Raw genomic sequence first — 21,715 nt, 5'->3', positions numbered from 1 at the left:
AGGTATCCGATGGTCAAGCAACGTTTTCTAGCTTTGGATGTCATGCGTGGTTTGACCCTCGCACTGATGATTTTGGTAAACACTCCTGGTTCTTGGGAGTTTGTGTATGCACCGTTGCTGCATGCCGATTGGCATGGCGCAACACCTACCGATTTTGTTTTTCCTTTCTTTATGTTTATTGTCGGCTCTGCCATGTACTTTTCAGTGCGTGGCCTGAGCCAACTGACCTTTGCCGAGCAATCCAAAAAGATTTTGCGCCGCGCTGCGCTGATGTTTTTAATCGGTGTGTTGCTCGCTGCTTACCCATTTACTGAAAGCCTTGCGCAGTGGCGGGTAATGGGCGTTCTGCAGCGTATCGCCATAGCCTATGCCTTTGCGTCATTTATTATTTTGTATTTTGGTTTTACTGGTCGGGTAATCATCAGTGCCATTTTATTGGTTGGCTATTGGGCCTTGTTAAATCTTTCCGCTGACCCTTATAGCTTGGAGCACAGTATTGTGCGCCAGTTTGATTTGAGTGTGCTGGGTGCAAGTCATTTATGGCAAGGCAAGGGCATGCCATTTGACCCTGAAGGAATTTTGAGTACCTTTCCTTCCATAGTAAATGTGATTATCGGTTTTGAAGCCGCGCGGGTTTTGCTCGCAAGTGAAGATAAGCAGCAAGCATTGAGTAAATTATTTGTGGCTGCACTGGCGTTAATTGGCGCAGCGATATTGTGGAGTACGGTATTCCCGATTAATAAATCCCTGTGGACCAGCTCGTTTGTTTTACTGACTTGCGGTGTGGCGATTTTGCTGTTGATTTTACTGGTCAAGATTGAGCAGTCAGCTGCAGCCAATGCGATCAAACCTGTGTATCACTTCTTTGAAATTATCGGTAAAAACCCGCTCTTTATTTATGTGTTGTCCGGTGTTTTGGCAACTACGCTGTATTTAATTCCTGTGGCAGGCGAATCTGCCTATGCAGCGCTTTATGGCGTGTTCCGTAGCATTGCCGATCCTTATTTTGCATCGCTACTTTTTGCGCTGTTAATGGTGGGGGTTTTATGGCTCGTTGCATGGGTTTTACATAAGCGTAACATTATTATCAGCTTGTAGTTTTCCGATTAATTTGATGCGACAAAGTATTTTTATAGGTGTTGTTTAAAGGTGCTGTTATGAACCAAGCGTTAGTAGGCGCACGCATTTTTACCGGCGAAGAGTTTCTGGATAATTATGCGCTAGTGATTGCAGGCGAGCAGATTACCGCGCTGGTTCCTGTTACTGAGCTGGATCAAACCATCCCGCAGATTTTGTTGGATGGTGGTGTAATTGCACCGGGATTTATTGATTTGCAAGTCAACGGTGGAGGCGGTGCATTTTTTACTAACGATACCAGCGTAACCGCGATTCAAACTATGTTGAATGGTCATCGTCCTACTGGTACCACATCACTATTACCAACTCTCATTAGCGATACCCGCGAAGTACATCAAGCGGGTGTCAAGGCTGTTGCCGATGCTGTAGCAGCGGGCATGAGAGGTGTGCTTGGTGTTCACGTTGAAGGCCCATTTTTTGATATGGCGCGACGCGGTGCGCACAACGAGCGTTATATTCGCGCAATGGAGCAGCCAGATATTGATTGGCTGGTGGCCTCGGTAAAAGGCCAACACAGTTTTAAAGTAATGCTCACACTTGCACCTGAGCATGCGGCGCCCGGTCAAATTAAACAATTAACCTCCGCTGGTGTGGTGGTTTGCGCCGGTCATACAGACGCGCATTACGAATCAGTGGTGAGCGCGTTAAAAGAAGGGCTTTCTGGTTTTACCCATTTATACAATGCGATGCGCCCAACTACTGGCCGTGAGCCGGGTGTAGTCGGTGCCGCTTTGGAAGATGCCAACAGTTGGTGCGGAATTATTATCGACACCTATCACGTACACGCTGCTTCTGCGCGCATTGCCTGCGCGGCAAAACCCAAAGGTAAAATCTATTTAGTAACCGATGCTATGTCTACCGTTGGCTCGCCAGAAAAATCATTTCAAATTTACGGTGAAACGATTTTTGAAAAAGACGGCTGTCTGGTAAACGCTGAAGGCCGATTGGCGGGTAGTGCAATCGGTATGATTGATGCGGTGCGTTTAAATACCGAATGGGTTGGCATGGAGTTGAGTGAAAGTTTGCGCATGGCGGCTTTATATCCTGCCGAATTTATGCAAGTGGATAATTATCTTGGTCGAATTCAACCCGGTTTCCGTGCGGATCTAGTGCACTTTACCGACGATTACCGCGTAACCCACACCTGGGTGGCGGGTGATTTTTTACGTCACACTTGAGTATCGGGTTTGATGAGGTTTTCGGTTTGGTGAAGTTTTGAAAAGCTTGGTTTTTGAAAGTTTGGTTTTAGTTATTTTTACTTTTTACATTTTTATTCGGTCAATACCACTCACTGGAGTGTTCAATGAAAGTTGTTATTTTGAAAGATGCTGCTGCAGTTGCTCAATACGGCGCAAATATTTTTATTAAACAAATTAGCCGCAAACCTGACTCGGTGTTGGGGTTGGCAACTGGCTCAACGCCGGTAGCACTTTACAAAGAATTAATTGAGGCTTACAAAAGCGGGCAGGTTTCTTTCAAGAACGTTAGCAGCTTTAATCTGGATGAATATCTGGGTTTGCCATCGAATCATCCGCAAAGCTATCGCTTTTTTATGAATCAACAATTATTTGATCATGTGGATATAGATAAAGCCTCTACTTTTGTTCCACCGGGTGATGCGGAAGATCCATTTACTGCTTGTGCGCTGTACGAAACGGCAATCAAACAAAAAGGTGGTATCGATATTCAGTTGCTCGGTATCGGCCGCAATGGTCATATAGGTTTTAATGAGCCATCATCTTCGTTAATGTCGCGCACGCGCATCAAAACCCTCACGCGTGCGACCATCGATGATAATGCACGCTTTTTTGGTCCCGATGAATATCAGCCGCACTTATCCATCACCATGGGTATAGGCACTATTCTGGAATCGAAAAAAGTTGTGCTGTTGGCTACCGGTGAAAATAAAGCGGAAGCGATTAAAGCGACTGTAGAAGGCCCTCTGACAGCCGCATGCCCGGCATCGGCGCTGCAACTGCACGAACAAGTGGTATTGGTAATTGACGAAGCGGCTGCGTCTTTGCTTTCGGATGTTGAGTTATACAAACACATCGAAATTGAAAACCAAAAATTACTGGAGCGACTAGGTCGCGCGTAATTTTTTATTGTTACGGCTATAAAGCAAAAAGGCCGACTTGGTTGCAAGTCGGCCTTTTTGCTGCGTTGAGTTTGTGTTTAATTAACGTTTTGACGGCGCCGGGCAAGTCGAGTCGCGCACTATAAGTTGCGGATAAAAACCTTCACTATCAACGACGCGGTTGGCGCGAATCGTATCAATCAATAATCCGGTGGCGCGTTCGGCGATGGTGGTATTGGGTTGTTGTGCCGTGGTCAGGTTCGGCCAGGCTTGGCGCGAGAAGGGGCTATCCTCAAAGCCGACAATGGATAAATTTTGTGGTACATCCACGCCTTGAATGCGCGCAGCAAACAAAGTACCCGCCGCGATTTCATCGTTACAGGCGAATACGGCAGTGGGTTTTAAATTGGAAGATAGTAACTGGCGAGTGCGTTTTACCCCGGATTCAAAGGAGTACTCGCCCGGAATAATCAGTTTTTTATCGAGAACAATCTTATTGGCCTTAAGCGCAGATTTGTAACCTTCGAGACGTTCAATGGTCGATTTATGTGTTTCTTCCCCGCTTAAAAAGGCGATGGATTTGTGCCCCAGATCGATCAGGTATTGGGTGATCTTGTAGGCGGCGGTGCGGTCGTCGATAAAAATGCAGGGGCCTTTTTTATCGGGTGCCTGCGAGCCGGATAAAATGCGGACAAAGGGAATTTTGCGTTTTCCGAGAGCGGTTAATACTTCCGGCATTTCTGACATAGGTGGCGTTAACACCAGCCCGCCGACCTGGCTGCGATCTACCATGTTAAGCACTTCGTCAATAATATCTTCGGCTTTGGAGTTGCAGGGGTGGATGACCAGCTCGTAACCCTGCCTACGGCACTCACCCAGAATCCCCTTCTGCATATCGATCACATAGTTGCTGTTGGGATTATCGTAAATAAAACCAATCGATGAGGCCGCGCCGCGCAACAAGCGCGCCGATAAGTTAGGTTGGTAATTCAGCGCCTTGACCGCCTGCATTACTTTGTCTTGCAGTTCCTGGCCTACAGTCCCTTCTTTATTGATTACACGCGATACAGTTTTAAAGGAGACTCCAGCCAGTTTGGCTACATCTTTAATTGTGGCTTTGGATTTGGGCGCGTGTTTATCGACACTGGTTTTCATAAGTTATTGGGCTTATCAGGCAATGGGTTATCAATATTCATTGAGTTGGTTGGTTGCTAGGGTAGAGCTTAGGCTAGCCAAGCGCAATGATTTCGCTGCCGCTGATTTTATTTGTAGCATCAAGTAACGCATTGCGGTTGCGTGAGGCAAGGTTATGTAAAGAATTTTGCGATGCCTAAATCCTCAATGGCACCATAGTCTAAGGTTAAAGTGTAGTCAGCCCGACTGCGGCAAGTCGGCAGATAAAATATCGCTACCACAACAATAATTGAGGTGTTGAATGAGAAAGTGCATTACCCCCCTGACTCTGTTTCTATGGCCATGGCTCGCGTTGGTGAGTGTTGCGGTGCAGGCGCAGCACAAGCTTGAACCTCTGTGGCTAACCCCCGATTTACCCACTCCCGAGTCTGTACTTTACGTTGCGGATAAAAAAGAACCCTATTTATTTGTGGCGCTGATTGACGGTCAGGGCGATGGGGTTGACGGCAAAGGTGGCATAGCAACCTTGGCGACTGATGGAACAGTGATCGACAAAAACTGGCTTACCGGCCTCAATGCTCCCAAGGGCATGGCGCAATTTAAGAACCGTTTGTATGTCGCGGATATTACCGAGTTGGTGGTCATTGATATTAAAAAGCGAAAAGTGATTAAAAAGATTCCTATTGCTGATTCGGTATTTTTAAATGATGTAACAGTCAATTCTAGCGGCGTGGTTTTTGTATCAGATACCCGCACCAATAAAGTTCATCGTATTGAAAAAGATGAGCCTAGCCTTTATCTGGAGAATATGACCAGTGCAAATGGCTTGAAAGTCTTTGGTTCTAATTTGATTGTGGGGGCAGGCAAGGAGTTGCTGTTAGTGGGCGCGGATAAAAAACCACTGAGCGTGGCGACCGGTTTTGCGCAGGGCATTGATGGTATTGAGATGGTGGCTCGCGGTGAGTTTATTGTCTCTTGCTGGCCTGGTTTGGTGTATTACGTGTACCGCGACGGCAAGATTGAGCTGCTGATCGACTCTCAGGCAGACAAAATCAATACCGCCGATATAGGCTATGACCCTAATACCCAGCAGGTATTTGTCCCTAACTTTTTCAAAAATTCAGTGACTGCCTACCAATTAAAGTAGCAGTGTTGAGGCTCAGGCTGGGGCGCTCCAGCCTGAGCTTTGCAACTGTTAGCCTGTTCCCTTCGTATACTGCGGATAGTTGATAAACTATCCGCTTGTCAGATAGATATAACCAGATTGCGCAGATTTGGTTGGCGATAAAATTTCTTATGCTAATAAAGATGAAAGTGGCACTATGCCCGCCGCTATCAACTAAGCTGACTTCAAAATTATAATTTACAGTGCATTGCCCCCACGGCTACATAGGATGATCTTGTGCGTTTTTACACTGATAGGAGAAAGGCTCAAGGTAAGCAGCGTGAGCTGGTTATTGTGCACCTTGTGCGAATAGTCTTTTTACTAGCCTGTTCCCTATTTGCATTACCCAACAGCTTCGCCAATACCGCGCCTGGGTCACAGAGCGCTCCCCCTCATTATTCATTCAGTCATATTTTGCCCGATCAAGTTGCTGCGATCGGCTATATCAATACTCTTGCGCAGGATTCCGAAGGTTTTATGTGGTTCGGTGGCGCCAATGGCCTAGCGCGATACGACGGTTACAATCTGGTGATTTATCGCCGTGATGCCCTGGACCCGAATAGCCTGAGCAACAATTACGTCAATGATATCTATCTGGACGGAGAGGGGCAGTTGTGGATTGCAACCCGCAACGGGATCAATCGTTACGATGCAAAATTAGACCAATTTACCCGCTACCAGATTGCCACTGGCCCCGAGCTCATCAGCGCGGATGACATTATGGCGATTGAGGAAACGGAAGATGGCCGGTTTTGGTTCGCCAGTCGCGGTGGCTTGTACAGTTTTGATCGCACGACTCATCAATTCCAACTGCACCCACTGCAGGATGAATCTTCCAGTGCGGAAGCGGAAGGGTTGATCTGGACGGTCACCAAAGATCAGCAAGGCAATTTGTGGCTAGGCCATTTGGGGCGTGGTGTCAGTCGTTTTAATCCCAATACGGGTGAGGTGCGTCGCTATCAAACCGAGCAGGGGCTGGCTGCTGCTGATATTCGCGAGCTCTATGTCGACTCTGCCAATAATCTTTGGGCTGGCAGCTATGGTGCGGGTCTTTTTATGTTGGACGACAAGCGTGAGCAGTTTATTGCGCTTAAACATGACAATCAGGAAAAAAGTGCCATGGTGATGGCAGTGCTGGAAGATCGCCAAAAAAACCTGTGGCTGGGCGATGGCAGTGCCGTTTATGTGCGCCCGCCTGGCGCAACCAGCTTTACGCGTTTTACCTACGACGAAACCAAACCCGCGTCGCCGGGCAACTATGTGGTGAACACACTGTTCGAAGACAGGGCAGGTGATATATGGCTCGGTTATTTTCCCTCTGGTGTTGATGTGATTGATCGTCAAGCATCGATTTTCCACAACTACCATCACAACCCCAATAACCCTAATAGTGTGACCGGTGGCGGTGTGCTTTCCGGTTTAAAAGATAGGCATGGCAATCTCTGGATCGGTTCCGGTTACGGTCTGAATTATTTTGAACCTCGCGCCCGGCGTTTCACCAACTACACCTACGACGCTGAAAATCCTACAGGTATTGGCGGCAATACAGTGCTTTCCATGGCCTTGGGGGCAGAGCAGGAATTATGGCTGGGTATTTATTCTGGCGGGCTCAACCGCTTGGATATCAGTACCGGAACATTCACCCGTTACCTGCCCGATCCTGAAAATCCTTCGGCAATTCGCGGCCGCGAGGGTTGGTCGGTAATCCGCGACCAGCAGGGCTATGTTTGGATTGCAACAGAAGAAGGGCTGAACCGTTACGATCCCAAGTCGGATTCGTTTCGTTATTTTGTGCCTGATACCGAGCAGCTCGATGGCGATAAGGCGCTTTATGCCAGAGTGGTCTATCAAGATCGAGAGGGGCGCATTTGGGTCGGTGGTATTCGCGGCTTATTTCTTTTTGACCCTGCGACAGAAAAGTTTACCCGCTATCGCCATTTGGATGCTGACCCCAGCAGCATAAGTGCCGATTTTGTGTTTGCGATTTTCGAGGATAGTCGCGGTAATTTTTGGGTGGGAACCGATGGCGGTGGTATCAACTTGTTTGATCGCGCTAGCGGTAAATTTACCGCATTTACCTCGCGCGATGGTCTTGCGGACGATGTGGTTGCCGGCATAGTAGAAGACGCGCGGGGCTATTTGTGGTTGGGCACTCAAAAAGGCATTGCGCGTTTTGATATTGATAAAAAACAATTTCGTAATTTTGATAAGCGCCATGGCCTAAGTGACAATTTGTTTAATCGCAATTCACCTGTGCTCATGGAATCAGGTGAATTATTTTTTGGTAATAGTAAAGGTTTTGTGGTGTTTAATCCGGCGAGTGTTACCACAAATCAGTACGCGCCGCCGATTGTGTTTACCAATCTCTTAATTCTTAACAAGCCGGTTGCAGTGAGCGCAAAAGGATCGCCTTTGACTGCAGCCATCAACCACATTGATGCCATTTCCCTGACTCACGAAGACGATGTGGTGACCTTTGAATTCTCTGCGCTTAACTTTCAAATGACCGACGAAAATCAATATGCCTACCGGTTGTTAGGTTTTGATAGCGATTGGATTTTTTCCGGTGCAAAACGCACCGCAACCTACACCAACCTCGATCCCGGCCATTACGTCTTTGAAGTAAAGGCAAGCAACAACGATGGGGTGTGGAGCGATAAATATGCGAGTTTAGCGATTCACGTAGCGCCGCCCTATTGGCGAACCTGGTGGGCCTATCTAGGTTATTTGTTAGTTTTGTTTTTGCTGTTCTATTGGTTCATTCGCATCCAGCAATTAAAACTGCGCTATGAACAACAGCAGGTGGAGCAAGAGCGCTCGGTGGTGCGTCGCCTACAGCAGGTGGACAAGTTAAAAGATGAATTTTTAGCTAATACCTCCCATGAGTTGCGCACACCACTGAACGGTATTATTGGTTTGGCAGAATCTTTATTGGATGGCTTGAATGGCCCGTTGCCTTCACACACGCGTTACAGCTTGCAATTGATTGCCGCCAGCGGCAAACGTTTGTCGACGCTAGTAAATGATATTTTGGATTTCGCCAAATTAAAAAATCAGGGCGTGTCGCTGCACAAAAAAGCAGTAGATCTGCGAGTGCTGGTCGATATAGTTATTACACTGTCGCGCCCGTTAGTCGGTAATAAACCAATAACGTTAAACAATCAGGTTCCGGAAAATTTACCTGCGGCCTATGCCGATGAAGATCGCTTACTACAAATATTGCATAACCTAATCGGCAATGCGGTTAAGTTCACCCACGAGGGCAGCATTAATATTTATGCCGAATTAAAAGACGAGGAAATTTGGATGCATATTGCCGATACTGGCATTGGCATCGCCCCCGAACAGCTCGCCATTATTTTTCAACCATTTCATCAAGTGGATGGTCGCGCTGAACGGGTCTACGGCGGCACAGGTTTGGGGTTGTCTATCTCCAAACAATTAGTGGAGTTGCACGGCGGCGTTCTGCGTGTGCAATCCAACAGTGGGCAGGGTTCAGTATTCAGTTTCAGCTTGCCTATGTCGCTCAAACTGCCGGTGACTGCGAATACGGATGACACTACACATGAGCAAGTTGTCGATTTTGTAGAAACACCAACCCAGCAATTAAATGAAGCGCGCCAGTTCGATAACGATCAGACCTATCAGGGGCACATTTTGGTGGTGGATGACGATTCAGTTAATCGTCTGGTATTGGTGAACCATCTTGCCTTGCGCAATTACCGAGTGACTGAAGCGGCCAGTGGCGAAGAGGCGCTTGCACTGGTACAGGAACATGGCGATATTGATTTGGTATTGCTCGATATTATGATGCCCAAAATGTCGGGTTATGAAACCTGTAAGCGCTTGCGCGAATCCTATCGCACTTATGAGTTGCCCATCATTTTTCTCACTGCGCGCAGCCAAACGCAAGATTTGGTAATGGGTTTTGAGGTGGGCGCAAACGATTATTTGATTAAACCTATTACTAAAGAAGAATTGCTTGCGCGCGTCGATATGCATTTGCAGTTATACAGCGCCACACAATATTTGGATCGCAAAGTAGCGGAACGCACCGAAGAGTTACGCGCTAAAAATGAAGGTTTAAAACAAGCGCAGCAAGAACTGCAAAACGCTTACCTAAAATTGGAAGAGGCGAGTTTGTCTGACCCGCTCACCGGCTTACACAATCGTCGGTTTTTGAGTAAATCTATCGGCGCCGATATCTCTTTGGCGGAGCGTGAGTATCAAAACTGGTTGGCGGCGCAGCGCGCAGCGAGTGACAATAAAATTCACTCGCCACTGCCAAAAGACCACGATTTGATTTTTATGTTGCTCGATGTCGATCACTTTAAAGCTGTCAATGACAGTTATGGTCACAGCGCGGGCGATAAGGTGTTGGAGCAATTGAGCCGGCTGTTGGAAGTTGTGCTGCGCGATTCTGATTATCTGGTGCGCTGGGGCGGTGAAGAGTTTTTAATTGTTGCGCGTTTTTGCTCGCGTGCAGAGGCGCCGGAAATGGCCGAGCGCATTCGGCAGGCAGTGGCGAATTACGTATTTGACTTGGGTGATGGGCAACAATTACAAAAAACCTGCTCGATTGGTTATGCGGCTTATCCGTTTTATCCGCAAGTGCCGAATACTCTCAGCTGGGAGCAAGTGGTTGATACAGCTGATCGCGCGCTCTACGCCGCGAAAAATGCCGGGCGCGATTGCTGGGTTGGCGTCGCCAGTAAACCGGGTGTGGTGTTGGATATGAACCCGGCAGTCGATAAAAACCTCAATCAGATGCTTGCGCAGGGTGTTATTGAACTTGAGGCTTCAATCGATACAGCGCGGATTCAATTTTAACTGGAGCCTTGTTGCGCTTACTTATTTATCCTGCTGCGTAGCTTGCTGAAATTCCTGCAGCTGCGCGGCACTGGCTTCCACCTGAAATTTTTCTTTCCATTCTGTATAGGGCATGCCGTAAATACGGGCGCGTGCGTCTTCATAGTCCACTTCAATGTTCTCTGCTTGGGCGGCGGCTACATACCATTTGCTCAGGCAGTTGCGGCAAAATCCCGCAAGGTTCATCAGGTCAATATTTTGTACATCTTTGCGGCTGTCCAAATGTTGCAGCAGGCGGCGAAATGCGGCGGCTTCTAATGCTTGTTGGCTGGCGGGCGATAGTTCATCAATTTTCATCGTTAACCTATAGTTATTAAGCAAGTGGTTGATTTGTGTGGGTGTGCCAGTGTGGGCGATCACTCATGGCAGGTCAATTGCAGCTAATTCATCGAGCTTGCTTGAACCTCAAATCAACCTGCCTATACTCAAACCGTATCAATACTGTTGTCGCCACTGTTGTGTTGTTTTTTTGAGCATTTTTGCCGTTTTAATTGAGCCTGTCGCAGAGCTGGGGGTTTTTGAGTGAATATTATTCTAGGGATTATTGTCGTCCTGGGGTGTGTGGTTGGCGGTTTCGTCGTCCACGGTGGTAACCCTATGGCGTTGATGTCACCGATCGAGGTGCTGATTATTTGCGGCGCATCGTTTGGGGCAATGATTATTGGTAATCCGCTGTCCGTTACCATCGGTGTTATTAAATCGGCAGGGGCACTGATGACCCCATCCAAATTTAATAAAATGTTTTATTTGGAAATACTGACGCTGTTGTATGACATCCTCAATAAAACCCGCCGCGAAGGTTTGATGGCAATTGAAGGGGATATTGAAGAGCCAGAGAACAGCCCGCTCTTTGCTAACTATCCGAGTATTTTGAAAGATCACCATATTGTGGAATTTATTTGCGACTACCTGCGCATTATGGTGGCGGGCAATATGGCGCCCCATGAGTTGGAATCCTTAATGGAGCAAGAGCTTGATGGCCATCATCAGGAATCCTCTGTTATTCCCGGGGCCATTCAAAACGCGGCAGACGGTTTGCCCGGTTTTGGTATTGTTGCGGCGGTATTGGGGGTCATTATCACCATGGGTAAAATTGGTGGCCCACCAGCAGAGATTGGTGCTGCGGTAGCGGCGGCTTTGGTGGGAACCCTGCTGGGGATTCTATTTGCGTACGGTTTTATTGCGCCGTTTGCGTCTTATCTCAATGGCAAGAACCGCGATGAATCGCGCTCCTATGAGTGCATTAAAGCGGTGCTGGTTGCGTCTATGAATGGCGTTCCACCACAAGTTGCGGTGGAATTTGGCCGCAAAGTGTTATTCCACAGCGTTCGCCCCAGCTTTAAAGAGTTGGAAGAACAGTATCGCGCTAAGAAATAAGGCCATTTTTTAAGGTAATTATCGATGGAAAAGGGCGCGAATCAGCAACCTATTATTATCAAAAAGAAAAAGGGGCATGGCCATGGGCACCATGGCGGCTCCTGGAAGGTGGCGTTAGCAGACTTTATGACCGCGCTGATGGCCTTCTTTTTGTTGATGTGGTTGCTGGGCAGTACATCCAAAGAAGAGCAAAAAGCAATTTCAGCTTATTTCCAAGAGCCAGGTAGCCAGTATGTTGTGGGTGAAGGCGGAGCGGATTTGGGCTTGATCGATCAGGATCGCCCTCTGGAGCTCACGCAGGCAGAGGAGCCTAATGATGAGTCATCAAAAGATCTCTCTGAAGAACAGCTGCAAAAAGAACTGGAGAAAATTGAAACCCAGCAACTTGAAGATTTGAAGCAGCAATTAGAAACTGAAATCAATGCATTGGATTCCGTATTCCAGCAAATCAAGGATCAAATCCTGATTGATTTCACCGCGTTAGGTTTGCGTATCCAGATTGTGGATAAAGATCAGCGCCCCATGTTTGATGTGGGCAGTGCCAACCTGCAGAAGTGGTCGTCCGACGTATTACATGCACTGGCGCCGATTCTGGATAAGGTGCAAAACAAAATCAGTGTCACCGGCCATACCGATGCTACGCCTTATGGTGCGGGTGCTACTTACACCAACTGGGAGTTGTCGGCCGACCGCGCCAACTCCGCGCGCCGCGCTTTGTTGGGGGGAAGTTATCCCGAGGCCAAAGTCGCAACGGTGCAAGGCATGGGTTCAGCAGCGCCATTGATGGTCGACAAACCGGGTGATCCTATCAACCGCCGCATCGCCATTATCGTACTGAAAAAAGCGGTCGCCGATGCGCTCGGTAGTGGGGTGGGAATTGATAGTGCGCACTTGATCAAAAGTAGTGAAGCATTTGCGCCGCCCAAGCCAACCGGGCCGAAAATTCTCTCGCCCACCGAAGTGGACGATGCAATTGACGCAGCGCGAGTGCAATAAGATCGCACAAACACAATACTGCACCTCTAAAAATCCTGCCAAAAAAGTAATATGGCTTACTTCAATTCTCCTTGAGTTACTCCCGCTTGCGGGAGTCCAGCTATTGGTTTTCCGATAAGCTCTATGGATACCCGCAGGCGGGCATGACGACTCCCGTACCCGTTGAAACGTAGGTATCTGCCCCCACATGATTACAGTTGCCACGCTCAGGCGATTAACGCTGTCTACATTCAATTAGGAGAAAACCATGTTCTACGAACTCACCTTGGTGCAATTCACCAAAGCGCTCAATAACCTCAATGCCATTCTTGATAAAGGCGCGGCGCATGCGGAAGCGAAAAAATTTGATGTGTCAGTACTGTTGAATTCACGCCTTGCGCCCGATCAGTTCAATTTAATTCGCCAAGTACAAATCGCTTGCGATACCGCCAAGCTGGGTGTTGCGCGGTTGATCGGCAAAGTGGAATCCGCTCCGGTGCATGCCGATACCGAAACGACCTTGCCAGAATTGAAAGCGCGCATTCAATCGGTGTTGGAATATCTTGCCAGTGTTAAGCCTGAAGAATTCGACGGCGCTGCTGAGCGCCATGTCAGCCAGCCGCGCTGGGAAGGTAAATATCTCACCGGCACCGAGTTTGCCATCCAACATGCAATCCCTAATATCTATTTTCATATCACCACCGCCTACGCGATTCTGCGTCACAACGGGGTAGATGTAGGTAAGAAGGATTATCTTGGAAGCATGCCTTACAAGAGCTGATTTAAAAAACGAATCAAAAAGAAGTTAAAAAGCCGACCTGTAGCAATACAGGGCGGCTTTTTAGTTTTCAGCAGTGAATTATCACTGGGCTACTTTCGCCTTTCTCACCAACTGCACAAACTCCGTGCGGTAGCCATATTCATCTTTCCCTTTGTTCGCTTGCGCCAGTTCAATCACTTTGTCGTAAGTAAAATTGCCAGCGTAGTTGCTTCCTTTCAGTAGCTGCGCAAACCCAGCGACGGCAATGGAGAAATTCACTTCTTGTTGATATTCCGCATTAATCTTAACTTTACGTGCTACAGCGATAGGTGTCTCGATCAAATTGGATTTGGTTTCGCTCGGTAATTTATAGCGCAAGCGCAAGAAGGCGTATTCACTGCTGTTGCTAGCATCAACTTTGTTTTTGGGTTGATAGCGACTGTCTTCCAGTAATCCACTCTGCGCACCGACTGGTGTGATTTCATAAATCGCCGTTACCCGTTGGCCTGCGCCAATTTCACCGGCATCGACTTTATCATTGCTAAAATCTTCGCGGTTGAGTGCGCGGGTTTCGTAACCGATCAAGCGATATTCTTTAACGGTGTTGGGGTTAAATTCCACTTGAATTTTTACATCTTTAGCGATCGGGAATAAGGTCGATGTGGCTTCAGTGACTAATACTTTTTGCGCTTCGCTGAGTGTATCGATATAGGCTGCGGTGCCGTTGCCGTTTTGCGCGAGGGTTTGCATCATTGCGTCTTGATAATTACCTTGGCCAAAACCGAGCACCGATAAATAAATCCCTTTCTCGCGTTTGCGCTCGACAAAATCTTGCAATTGTTCGTCACCGGTTTGGCCGACATTAAAGTCACCATCGGTGGCGAGGATAATGCGGTTAACGCCTTTTGCATTAAAGTTTGCCTCCGCTAATTGGTAGGCAAGCGCGATACCTTCGGCACCGGCCGTGCTGCCACCCGCTTGCAAATTATTTAATGCGGCGAGAATTTTACTTTTCTCTTTTACTTTGGTGGGTTCAAGTACGGTTCCGGCGGCACCGGCATAAACCGCAATTGCAATCGTATCGTCAGGTTTGAGCGTATCTAACAATAAACTCATGGATTGTTTTACCAGCGGCAATTTGCTGGGTTCATCCATAGAGCCAGAAACATCCAATAAAAACACCAGATTGGATTGCGGGATTTCACTCGCTGCCAGTTGATAACCCTGAATGCCGATATGAATTAATTTATTGCCTGCTTTCCAGGGTGAATCTATTACGCTGGTATAAGTAACAAAGGGCGTCTTTTTGTCGCGTGGTAATGGGTAGGCATAATCAAAATAATTGATCATCTCTTCCGTGCGTACCGCATCTTTTTCCGGCAATTGACCGTTGTTGAGCATACGCCGCACAAAACTGTAAGAGGCGGTATCCACATCAATAGAAAACGTCGAGACAGGGTTTTCACTCGTAGCGATAACACTGTTTTCTTTAAAGTCTTCAAAGCGGTCGCGGAATTCTTGCGATGGTTGGTTAACAATTATTTCTTCTACCATTGGTGCGGGTGCAGCAAGCGCCATTGGTTGCACTTCGGCTTTCATTTTTGGCGAGATGGCAATTTTTTCCACTCGTTGTAATGATACTGAGGCCTCGGCGGCCGGTTCTTGCACAATCAACGGTACAGTTTTGCTAAGCGATTGCTCTGCAATGCGCGCGGCTAATTCTTCCTGGTCTGAGTTAATCATTAAGTGCTGCATAAAGGTTAATCCCGCCAATACGGCAAGGCTGGATGCGGCAATGCCGGAAATCAGGGCTGGTTTTTGCCAGAAGGGGCGTTGTTCAAATGAGGAGGTGTTCATAGGTTTGGTCCCGTGATGGTTGGTGTCACGGGTAAGACGAAGGCGCTGGAAAAATCCTTGGAGGATATTGGATTTTTTTTCACTGGCACAGGTTTCATTGGCTGGTGTTGCCACTGTCGATAAATTTTCCACTTCTGGTTTTTGCTGCGCACTGAATGCGGCCATAGCTGCCGCCATATGGCGGGCTTTGGTTTCCGCATCTGGCGCTGGCGGCTGCTGTTGCAGCAGTTGCTTCAAGTCATCTTCGTTCATAGGCGTTTTGTTCATAGCGAGAGCTCCCAGCTTCCATCGGGCTGCTGTTGCAGAAGCTGAAGTTGTTTGCGTATTTCGTGAAGCCGCCAGGAGACGGTGGATTCTTTCACTTGCAGGATTGCGGCGGCCTCTGCGTGGCTCAGGCCTTCTCCGTGCACCAATAGCGCTGCTTCTTTAAAGCCTTCGGCCATTTGGTCGAGTAGGCCTAATAGCTGTTGCAGATAAATACTATTCTCCGCAGTTTGGTCTGGCGCGCGCTCCGGCTCGATCCAATGATCGATATTGTCGTGTTGGTGACGATTCTGGCTCTTGTACCAGTCTTTCGCGCAATTGATTACCAAGCGGTACAGCCAACTGCTAAAGGCAGCCTCAAAGCGGAATTGCGCGATAGTTTGCGCGAGTTTTATACAGGCGAGCTGGGTGATATCTTCTGCATCGCTTGGGTTGCCACACCAGCGGTAGGCAAAGCGGTAAATGCTGTCGTACTGGTTTGCCAGTAGCTGCGCAAAAGCTTGGCTATCACCGCCTTGTGCGGTGCGAATTAGCTCGCTTTGATCAGCTGCATTCATGTGGTGTTTCCATTGGTGATTCCGGGTCGCTTAGGTGCCAATAATTAGACGATTTAAAGCGTCAATTCCTTGGTGGTGATCGCTGTGTGTCGATTTTCTTTACGCTTTAGTCTTTGTTATTGTGACGTGGTTATCGTTAAATTGTTGATTGTGATGACAAAAAAAATTATGGCGCGCATTTTGCAAATTTTAACGACAAGTGGATGATTTTGCTGATCGACCGCCTATAACTTTATCAACCGAGGAAATTTACATGTCTTTTAAATCAATTTACGCGTCTTGCATTGGCTTAATGTTGAGTCTTATGTGTTTAGGCGCAAACGCCAATCTTATTGTGAATGGCGGCTTTGAGGATAACAATGTTGCCACGGGTAAGTGGGCCTATTTTTCATCTGCAGCGGTCAATGGCTGGGAAGGCGATAATATTGAAATCTGGGATAATCATGCAGGCGTAATCGCACTTGAAGGTACCCAATACGCAGAGCTGAATGCGCACCCATTTAAAGGTTCTGTGTTTTCCATCTTCCAAAACTTCTCTACTGTTGTTGGCCAAACTTACGATGTGTCATTCCTTTACCGGGCGCGCGTGAACAATAACGAGCAGTTTTATTTCAATGTGGGCACTCTTTCTGCACTGTTGAATGATCATGTGGTGGGTAGTTGGAAGCAATATACCGGTAGTTTTGTTGCTACCAATAGCACCAGTAAAATCACCTTCACTACTTACGATGCGGGTACTTTGGGTAACTTCTTGGACAATGTGGTAGTGACTGCAAAAGCCAATGTAGTTGAATCTAGCCCGCTGGTAATGTTGCTGATTGGTTTAAGCGGCTTGGTATTGATTAGAAAGAAAAATATCCGCAAGTAAATTTTGTAAAAATTCATTCCAAAAGGCGACCAGTTTCTGCGGTCGCCTTTTTTGTTAGTGCTTTCTAAAACTCAAATTCAAAACCGCCGCGCACAGTATTTTCCGGCGTGCCCTCATCCAAACCAAATAACAGGCCAAGCTCCCAGCGCATTTGTTTGCGGCCAGATAATTTTACTGTACCCATCAGTGCCGGGCCTGCTGCCCAATCCTGATCATCTAAATAAAATTCAATCGCAGGCTCAATTGTCACGCTGTAGCGGTAGCGCAGCTGCGCGCGCAACGCAGTTTCAAATTCGTCGACAATATCGCTGCCGTATTCATATTCTGCACTGGCATTGGCGGTTGCCACCCAGCGGTTGGTTAATTCTTTTTCCCATAAGATGCCTAGCGAAATTTCATGGCTGCTGATTTCCCTGGCGGTACCCGCTTCCAGCAGTAAACCCCAGTCAGCCCAATACTCACCCTGCTCAGTGAGTTGCCATTTTATTTCCGCTTCATAACCGCGAATCTGTTTGCCCTCATGGGTGATGGACTCGGTTAGTAGATAAACTTCGGTAAAGATTTTATCGTTCCACGCATAGCCTATGCCTGCGCGATTAAGCAGCTCTTTTTCGTTGTTGAAATCGCGCAGCGTGAAGCCGTATTCCAGCTCGCGTTCGTATTGCTCAACATAGGGGTGGTAGACGCGATTCATTTCTGCGTAAACGGGTAGCGTATTAAGTGTGCATAAAAGCAGCCCACATTGGATGCTGAATTTATTCATGAGTTTTTACTCGCAGCTGCCATGCATGCCATGCGCATGCAGATACTACTGGGGTGATAGTTAATAAATAAAAGATACCTTGGATTGGTGCGGGGCGAGAATCGTATCCTATTAAGGCATACAGCAATTCCCCTACCCAGGAGTGTTCATCTACTAAAAAAGTGCTGTCCCAGAGAGGGGTTGCTGAATCGAGCCAGCCAATTTGCATTAACTGTTTGGCAATTTGCATCGAGAGTCCACCTGCAAGCAAGGTGATGATTGCAAGAAAAACAGGAATAAAATAGCTTTTTTGCATGAAGGTAAATGCATAGTAAGTGCTGGCGCCCAAACTCATCCCAATACCTGCGCCAATAGCAGAACCAATTAGTGCGGATGAAAGCATTTCTGTGTCGTGCGTGAAAGCCGAGAGGTAAATCCATATTTCAGATGCCTCCCTTGCCAAGGAAAAACTGACAATCACAATACATAAACGGTAAATCAATTTTTTTCCTGAAGGTGAAGCAAATATTTTTTTCTGGGTTAGGTTGTTTTCTAGATGCGACTTAAATGCCAGTGGGCAAATAAATAGCCCAAGTGCGATGACACTCAAAATGACCACTGAGTACAACGCTGCGTTTAATAATTCTTGGCCTGTCCCATCCATTGCGTCGGCAATCTCATAAGCATAGTGCGCAAGTAACCAGGAGCCTATGGTGCCGATGGTTACGGCGATAAGGCTCCAGCGAAACTGCAAATGGAGTTTCTGGCTAAGCGCAAGTAATAGGCTCAAAATTAATGCCGCCTCTAGCACTTCACGTAAGATTAACAGGACTGCGTCGAGCATATTAGTTCTCCACCCGAATCAGGCCTTGTGCAGTTTTGGGATTAAATTCACCAAAAAAAGGATAATCACCCGGCAGCAGTGGGCCAATAAAAATAATGGCTTTAGCACCGCCCATAATAATTTTTTCACGATTGAGCTCGTAGCTTTCAAATTCTTCCGGCGTTGCATCGCGATTAATAATAATCAGTTTTACTTTGGTGTTGGCCGGGACCACCAATTGTGCCGGATAGAATAAATGATCGCGAATTTCAAGAGTAAACGTCGGCACTTCTGCTTTTGTTGTCGCGCCTAACAAGAGGGATGCAAACAAGGTATATTTAATGGAGTTGTTCATGGTCACCGACCTTGTGATCAAGTAGTTGATTCAAATGTAGAGGTTTCGATTCTGTGGATGTGGCGAGGCAGGCGGTAAAAGTAACTATAATTAATAGCCCCTGTTCATAACGGGATTGTGTCAACGCGATGCGCGCGCCGTGCAACTCTACAACCTGTTGCACTATGGCTAAGCCCAAGCCGCAACCAGTGGTTTTGGAACTGTGGCGGTCGCCGCCCAGCCGATAAAATCGATCAAACACACGCTCTCGTTCAGTGGCGGGAATGCCCGGCCCGTTATCCATTACTTCCAACACCACATCCCCTCCGCGCAGCCAGGTGTTAATTGCAATTTGTCCGCCATCTGGCGTGTATTTAATAGCATTGCCTAATAAATTATTTAGCAGGCTGGTCAGTGCGGTGCGATCACCGGAAACCCAGCATTCATCGCCGTTAAATTCAATTTGATGGTGTTTTAATTCCAGTGCCGCACTTTGCTCAACAATTGTTTGTTTTACCAGTTGCGTTAAATTAACGGTTTCAAAATTTCCCATAAAATGATCGGGCGCCGTGCGGTTGAGCAATAAAATTTGTTCAACCAAATAACTCATTCGCTCAATACCTTGTTTTAATTTCAGCACTGATGCGGGCGCTGGTTGTAATTCATGTAATAGATTTTCACAGTGAATTTTTAATGCCGCTATAGGGGTGCGCAATTCATGCGCCGCATCACCGGAAAAGCGTTTTTCGCGCGCGAACGAGGAATCAAGGCGCCGCAATAAGTCATTCGCTGATTGCGCCAGTTGAATGAGCTCTACCGGCATATCCTGTTGCTCCAGAGCGCGCAAGTCAGTTGCCTCCCGCTGCCGCAATTCCCGTGCGAGATTGGCGATGGGTTTTAAGCCAACACCAATGATCCACCAAATAATCAGACCGATAATGGGGATGGCAAATACCATGGGATAGACGGCTTGCAAGATCATCGACTCCGCCAGACGATAGCGCTGGTCGGCGCGCTCCGCCACAATAAACCAGCTGGATTTGTCGCTGCTGGGGGTGACAAATAAATGCCAGCGATAATTGTGAAAGTTGGCAAATTGAAATCCTTGTTCAAGCGGTACTACTGGCTGCTCAGGCATTGCGTTGGAGCGGGCAAGCAAGGTTCCATCGAGAGCAACCCACTGGAATTCCAGTGATGCTTCAGTGGCCAGGGTGCGCGCAGGAAATACTCGCGCCTCGCTGCGTTGTTCGGCTGTGGTTAGCAATTGAGGCAAGGTGTAATTAAGTAAATCAACCTGCTGCAACATGCGCTGATTAAACAAACGCTCGGCTTCATCCATGCTGCCTAAATAGCCGCGCAATACCGCTGCAAAATTAGCGAGAGTGACAATCGCCAATAAGATGATGACTAAAAATCCACGGATGGATTTCACGGGCGGGGCACCATATAGCCAATGCCGCGCAGGGTGCGAATAAAATTAGCGGGCAATTTTTTGCGCAAATTATGGATGTGTACTTCAATCGCGTTGCTGGCGACTTCGTCGCCCCAGGAATACAACTTTGCCTCAAGCCCTTCGCGAGTTTGAATAACACCCACATGTTCGACCAGTGCTTTTAACAGCATATATTCGCGCCGGGATAAAATGAGCGCAGCGCCGTCGAGCAGCACCTCATGGTGTGCAGTATTTAAACTCAATGGGCCGACATTGATTAAAGATGTGGTCGCGTTACCCAAACGCCGTTCAAGCACGCGCAAACGCGCAAGCAATTCATCTAGTTCGAAGGGTTTGGTGAGGTAATCATCGGCACCTGAGTCAAGACCGATCACTTTTGCGTTGGTACTGTCGCGCGCGGTTAGAATTAATACTTGGGTCGTTAATTTTTTTTGTCTTACGAGTTTTAAAACGTCTATACCATCCATATCGGGCAAGCCGAGATCAAGCAACATAATATCTGGCGGCTCTGCCACTACCTGAGTGCAAGCCGCTTTTCCAGTTGCCAACCAATTGACGGCAAAACCTGCGCGCGATAAGGCACTGACTATGCCTTCGGCGAGCAGTTCATCGTCTTCTACCAACAATATCTGCATAGTATTTTTTATCCATTACAAATGTTTTTTCGCTTTGATCATGGCTGCTTCGATTTCTAATCTGCGGCCTGCATCGGCAGATTTACGCCCGGGGCGAGGCGCTGCCTTGAGTGCTTTTTCAAATGCGGCAATCGCCTGTTGATAATTTTTTTGCGCCAGCAGGTAATCGCCGTAAAAGTAATTGGAGTCTATGCCATCAGGATTATAGCTCAAGCCTTTTAATAGCATTTCTTTGGCTTTTTTATCATCGCCAAAACCAATTGGCCAGCCGGGAACTTGATAATAAAGCGAGCCGAGGCTGGTATAGGCTGAACCATTCATTGCCGCTGGATTGAGCTTGATCGCCTGCTCTAATAATTTTTTAGCCTGCTTTACTTCATCTAGAGCGCCAAGGCCGCCTTTGGCGCCAGCGTAGGTAGAGCGAATAATTGCCTCCCAAATTAAATAGGGCGCGCTGCTATTGGCTTTGCGTAATTGTTCCGCTTGGGTAACTAATGCAACAAATGCTTTTTCTTGTTCCGCTTCCGGTGTGTGATATTTGATATCTGCCCAACGTGTTTGCAGTTGTTGGATATCGGTTGTTTCATCGGCATAGCCAAACAGTGCAAAACCACTGAGTAAAATCAGTGCGATACAGTGGGCAAACAGTTTATGGGCAGCAATCTTGGGTAAATGTAATCTGTTCATG

General features: G+C 47.5%; 19 protein-coding genes. 9 read left to right on the top strand and 10 right to left on the bottom strand.

From position 1 onward, the window contains the following. Positions 1-9 precede the first annotated feature (9 nt). From AWU77_RS11500 to nagB, 3 genes are all read left to right on the top strand, one after another. Complete coding sequence (locus AWU77_RS11500; protein WP_062063468.1) at positions 10-1,098, top strand: acyltransferase family protein; 1,089 nt, start codon at positions 10-12, stop codon at positions 1,096-1,098. A 59-nt stretch (positions 1,099-1,157) separates the two neighbouring features. Further along, the gene (gene nagA, locus AWU77_RS11495) at positions 1,158-2,315 is read left to right on the top strand and encodes an N-acetylglucosamine-6-phosphate deacetylase (protein ID WP_062063466.1); all 1,158 of its coding nucleotides are present in this window, start codon (positions 1,158-1,160) and stop codon (positions 2,313-2,315) included. A gap of 125 nt (positions 2,316-2,440) precedes the next feature. Further along, positions 2,441-3,235: a glucosamine-6-phosphate deaminase gene (gene nagB, locus AWU77_RS11490; protein WP_062063464.1), complete on the top strand. Its 795-nt coding sequence runs from the start codon at positions 2,441-2,443 to the stop codon at positions 3,233-3,235. Between the two features lie 81 nt (positions 3,236-3,316). On the opposite strand, the gene AWU77_RS11485 is transcribed toward nagB, so the two are convergent. Beyond that, complete coding sequence (locus tag AWU77_RS11485; RefSeq protein WP_062063462.1) at positions 3,317-4,369, bottom strand: LacI family DNA-binding transcriptional regulator; 1,053 nt, start codon at positions 4,367-4,369, stop codon at positions 3,317-3,319. Between the two features lie 280 nt (positions 4,370-4,649). Here AWU77_RS11485 and AWU77_RS11480 point away from each other — a divergent pair, with 280 nt between their 5' ends. Further along, positions 4,650-5,495 (top strand): GTP-binding protein, encoded by an 846-nt coding sequence (locus AWU77_RS11480; RefSeq protein ID WP_202966644.1) that lies wholly within the window; start codon positions 4,650-4,652, stop codon positions 5,493-5,495. 255 nt (positions 5,496-5,750) lie between these two features. Next, on the top strand, positions 5,751-10,343 hold the full coding sequence (locus AWU77_RS11475; protein WP_062063460.1) for a two-component regulator propeller domain-containing protein: 4,593 nt from the start codon (positions 5,751-5,753) through the stop codon (positions 10,341-10,343). Between the two features lie 21 nt (positions 10,344-10,364). On the opposite strand, the gene AWU77_RS11470 is transcribed toward AWU77_RS11475, so the two are convergent. Beyond that, positions 10,365-10,679, bottom strand: coding sequence for a DUF1244 domain-containing protein (locus tag AWU77_RS11470; RefSeq protein ID WP_062063459.1), 315 nt, complete (start codon positions 10,677-10,679; stop codon positions 10,365-10,367). Positions 10,680-10,904: 225 nt separating this feature from the next. Between AWU77_RS11470 and motA the strand changes: the two genes are divergently transcribed. The 3 genes from motA (at position 10,905) to AWU77_RS11455 (ending at position 13,515) form a co-directional block, all read left to right on the top strand. Further along, the gene (motA, locus tag AWU77_RS11465) at positions 10,905-11,759 is read left to right on the top strand and encodes a flagellar motor stator protein MotA (protein WP_062063457.1); all 855 of its coding nucleotides are present in this window, start codon (positions 10,905-10,907) and stop codon (positions 11,757-11,759) included. Between the two features lie 24 nt (positions 11,760-11,783). Next, the gene (motB, locus tag AWU77_RS11460; protein ID WP_062063455.1) at positions 11,784-12,755 is read left to right on the top strand and encodes a flagellar motor protein MotB; all 972 of its coding nucleotides are present in this window, start codon (positions 11,784-11,786) and stop codon (positions 12,753-12,755) included. A gap of 247 nt (positions 12,756-13,002) precedes the next feature. Then, entirely contained in the window at positions 13,003-13,515 is a 513-nt protein-coding gene (locus AWU77_RS11455; protein WP_062063453.1) for a DUF1993 family protein, read from the top strand. 81 nt (positions 13,516-13,596) lie between these two features. Here the strand turns inward: AWU77_RS11455 and AWU77_RS11450 are convergent, their stop codons facing one another. Both AWU77_RS11450 and AWU77_RS11445 read right to left on the bottom strand, forming a co-directional pair. Then, positions 13,597-15,618, bottom strand: coding sequence for a VWA domain-containing protein (locus AWU77_RS11450; protein WP_062063450.1), 2,022 nt, complete (start codon positions 15,616-15,618; stop codon positions 13,597-13,599). Further along, complete coding sequence (locus AWU77_RS11445; RefSeq protein ID WP_062063448.1) at positions 15,615-16,172, bottom strand: RNA polymerase sigma factor; 558 nt, start codon at positions 16,170-16,172, stop codon at positions 15,615-15,617. Before AWU77_RS11445 ends, AWU77_RS11450 begins: the two co-directional genes overlap by 4 nt. A 253-nt stretch (positions 16,173-16,425) precedes the next feature. Between AWU77_RS11445 and AWU77_RS11440 the strand changes: the two genes are divergently transcribed. Next, the gene (locus tag AWU77_RS11440) at positions 16,426-17,040 is read left to right on the top strand and encodes a hypothetical protein (protein WP_062063446.1); all 615 of its coding nucleotides are present in this window, start codon (positions 16,426-16,428) and stop codon (positions 17,038-17,040) included. A 64-nt stretch (positions 17,041-17,104) separates the two neighbouring features. Here the strand turns inward: AWU77_RS11440 and AWU77_RS11435 are convergent, their stop codons facing one another. Genes AWU77_RS11435 through AWU77_RS11410 form a run of 6 tightly spaced genes read right to left on the bottom strand, consistent with a single transcriptional unit; the run spans position 17,105 to position 21,714 of the window. Beyond that, positions 17,105-17,803 (bottom strand): hypothetical protein, encoded by a 699-nt coding sequence (locus tag AWU77_RS11435; protein WP_062063444.1) that lies wholly within the window; start codon positions 17,801-17,803, stop codon positions 17,105-17,107. Further along, on the bottom strand, positions 17,796-18,572 hold the full coding sequence (locus AWU77_RS11430) for a hypothetical protein (protein ID WP_152625342.1): 777 nt from the start codon (positions 18,570-18,572) through the stop codon (positions 17,796-17,798). The genes AWU77_RS11435 and AWU77_RS11430 overlap by 8 nt, the downstream gene beginning before the upstream one ends. A gap of 55 nt (positions 18,573-18,627) precedes the next feature. Beyond that, the gene (locus AWU77_RS11425) at positions 18,628-18,960 is read right to left on the bottom strand and encodes a cupredoxin domain-containing protein (protein ID WP_062063438.1); all 333 of its coding nucleotides are present in this window, start codon (positions 18,958-18,960) and stop codon (positions 18,628-18,630) included. Further along, positions 18,944-20,371: a HAMP domain-containing sensor histidine kinase gene (locus AWU77_RS11420; RefSeq protein WP_084618302.1), complete on the bottom strand. Its 1,428-nt coding sequence runs from the start codon at positions 20,369-20,371 to the stop codon at positions 18,944-18,946. The genes AWU77_RS11425 and AWU77_RS11420 overlap by 17 nt, the downstream gene beginning before the upstream one ends. After that, complete coding sequence (locus tag AWU77_RS11415; RefSeq protein WP_062063436.1) at positions 20,368-21,027, bottom strand: response regulator; 660 nt, start codon at positions 21,025-21,027, stop codon at positions 20,368-20,370. The genes AWU77_RS11420 and AWU77_RS11415 overlap by 4 nt, the downstream gene beginning before the upstream one ends. A gap of 15 nt (positions 21,028-21,042) precedes the next feature. Further along, positions 21,043-21,714, bottom strand: a complete 672-nt coding sequence (locus tag AWU77_RS11410) for a tetratricopeptide repeat protein (protein ID WP_062063434.1) — start codon at positions 21,712-21,714, stop codon at positions 21,043-21,045. Position 21,715: the final 1 nt, after the last annotated feature.

Source organism: Cellvibrio sp. OA-2007, from assembly GCF_000953825.1.
Classification (GTDB): domain Bacteria; phylum Pseudomonadota; class Gammaproteobacteria; order Pseudomonadales; family Cellvibrionaceae; genus Cellvibrio.
Note: the sequence above shows the minus strand (reverse complement) of the source record. Positions and strands in the feature narration are given on the sequence as shown.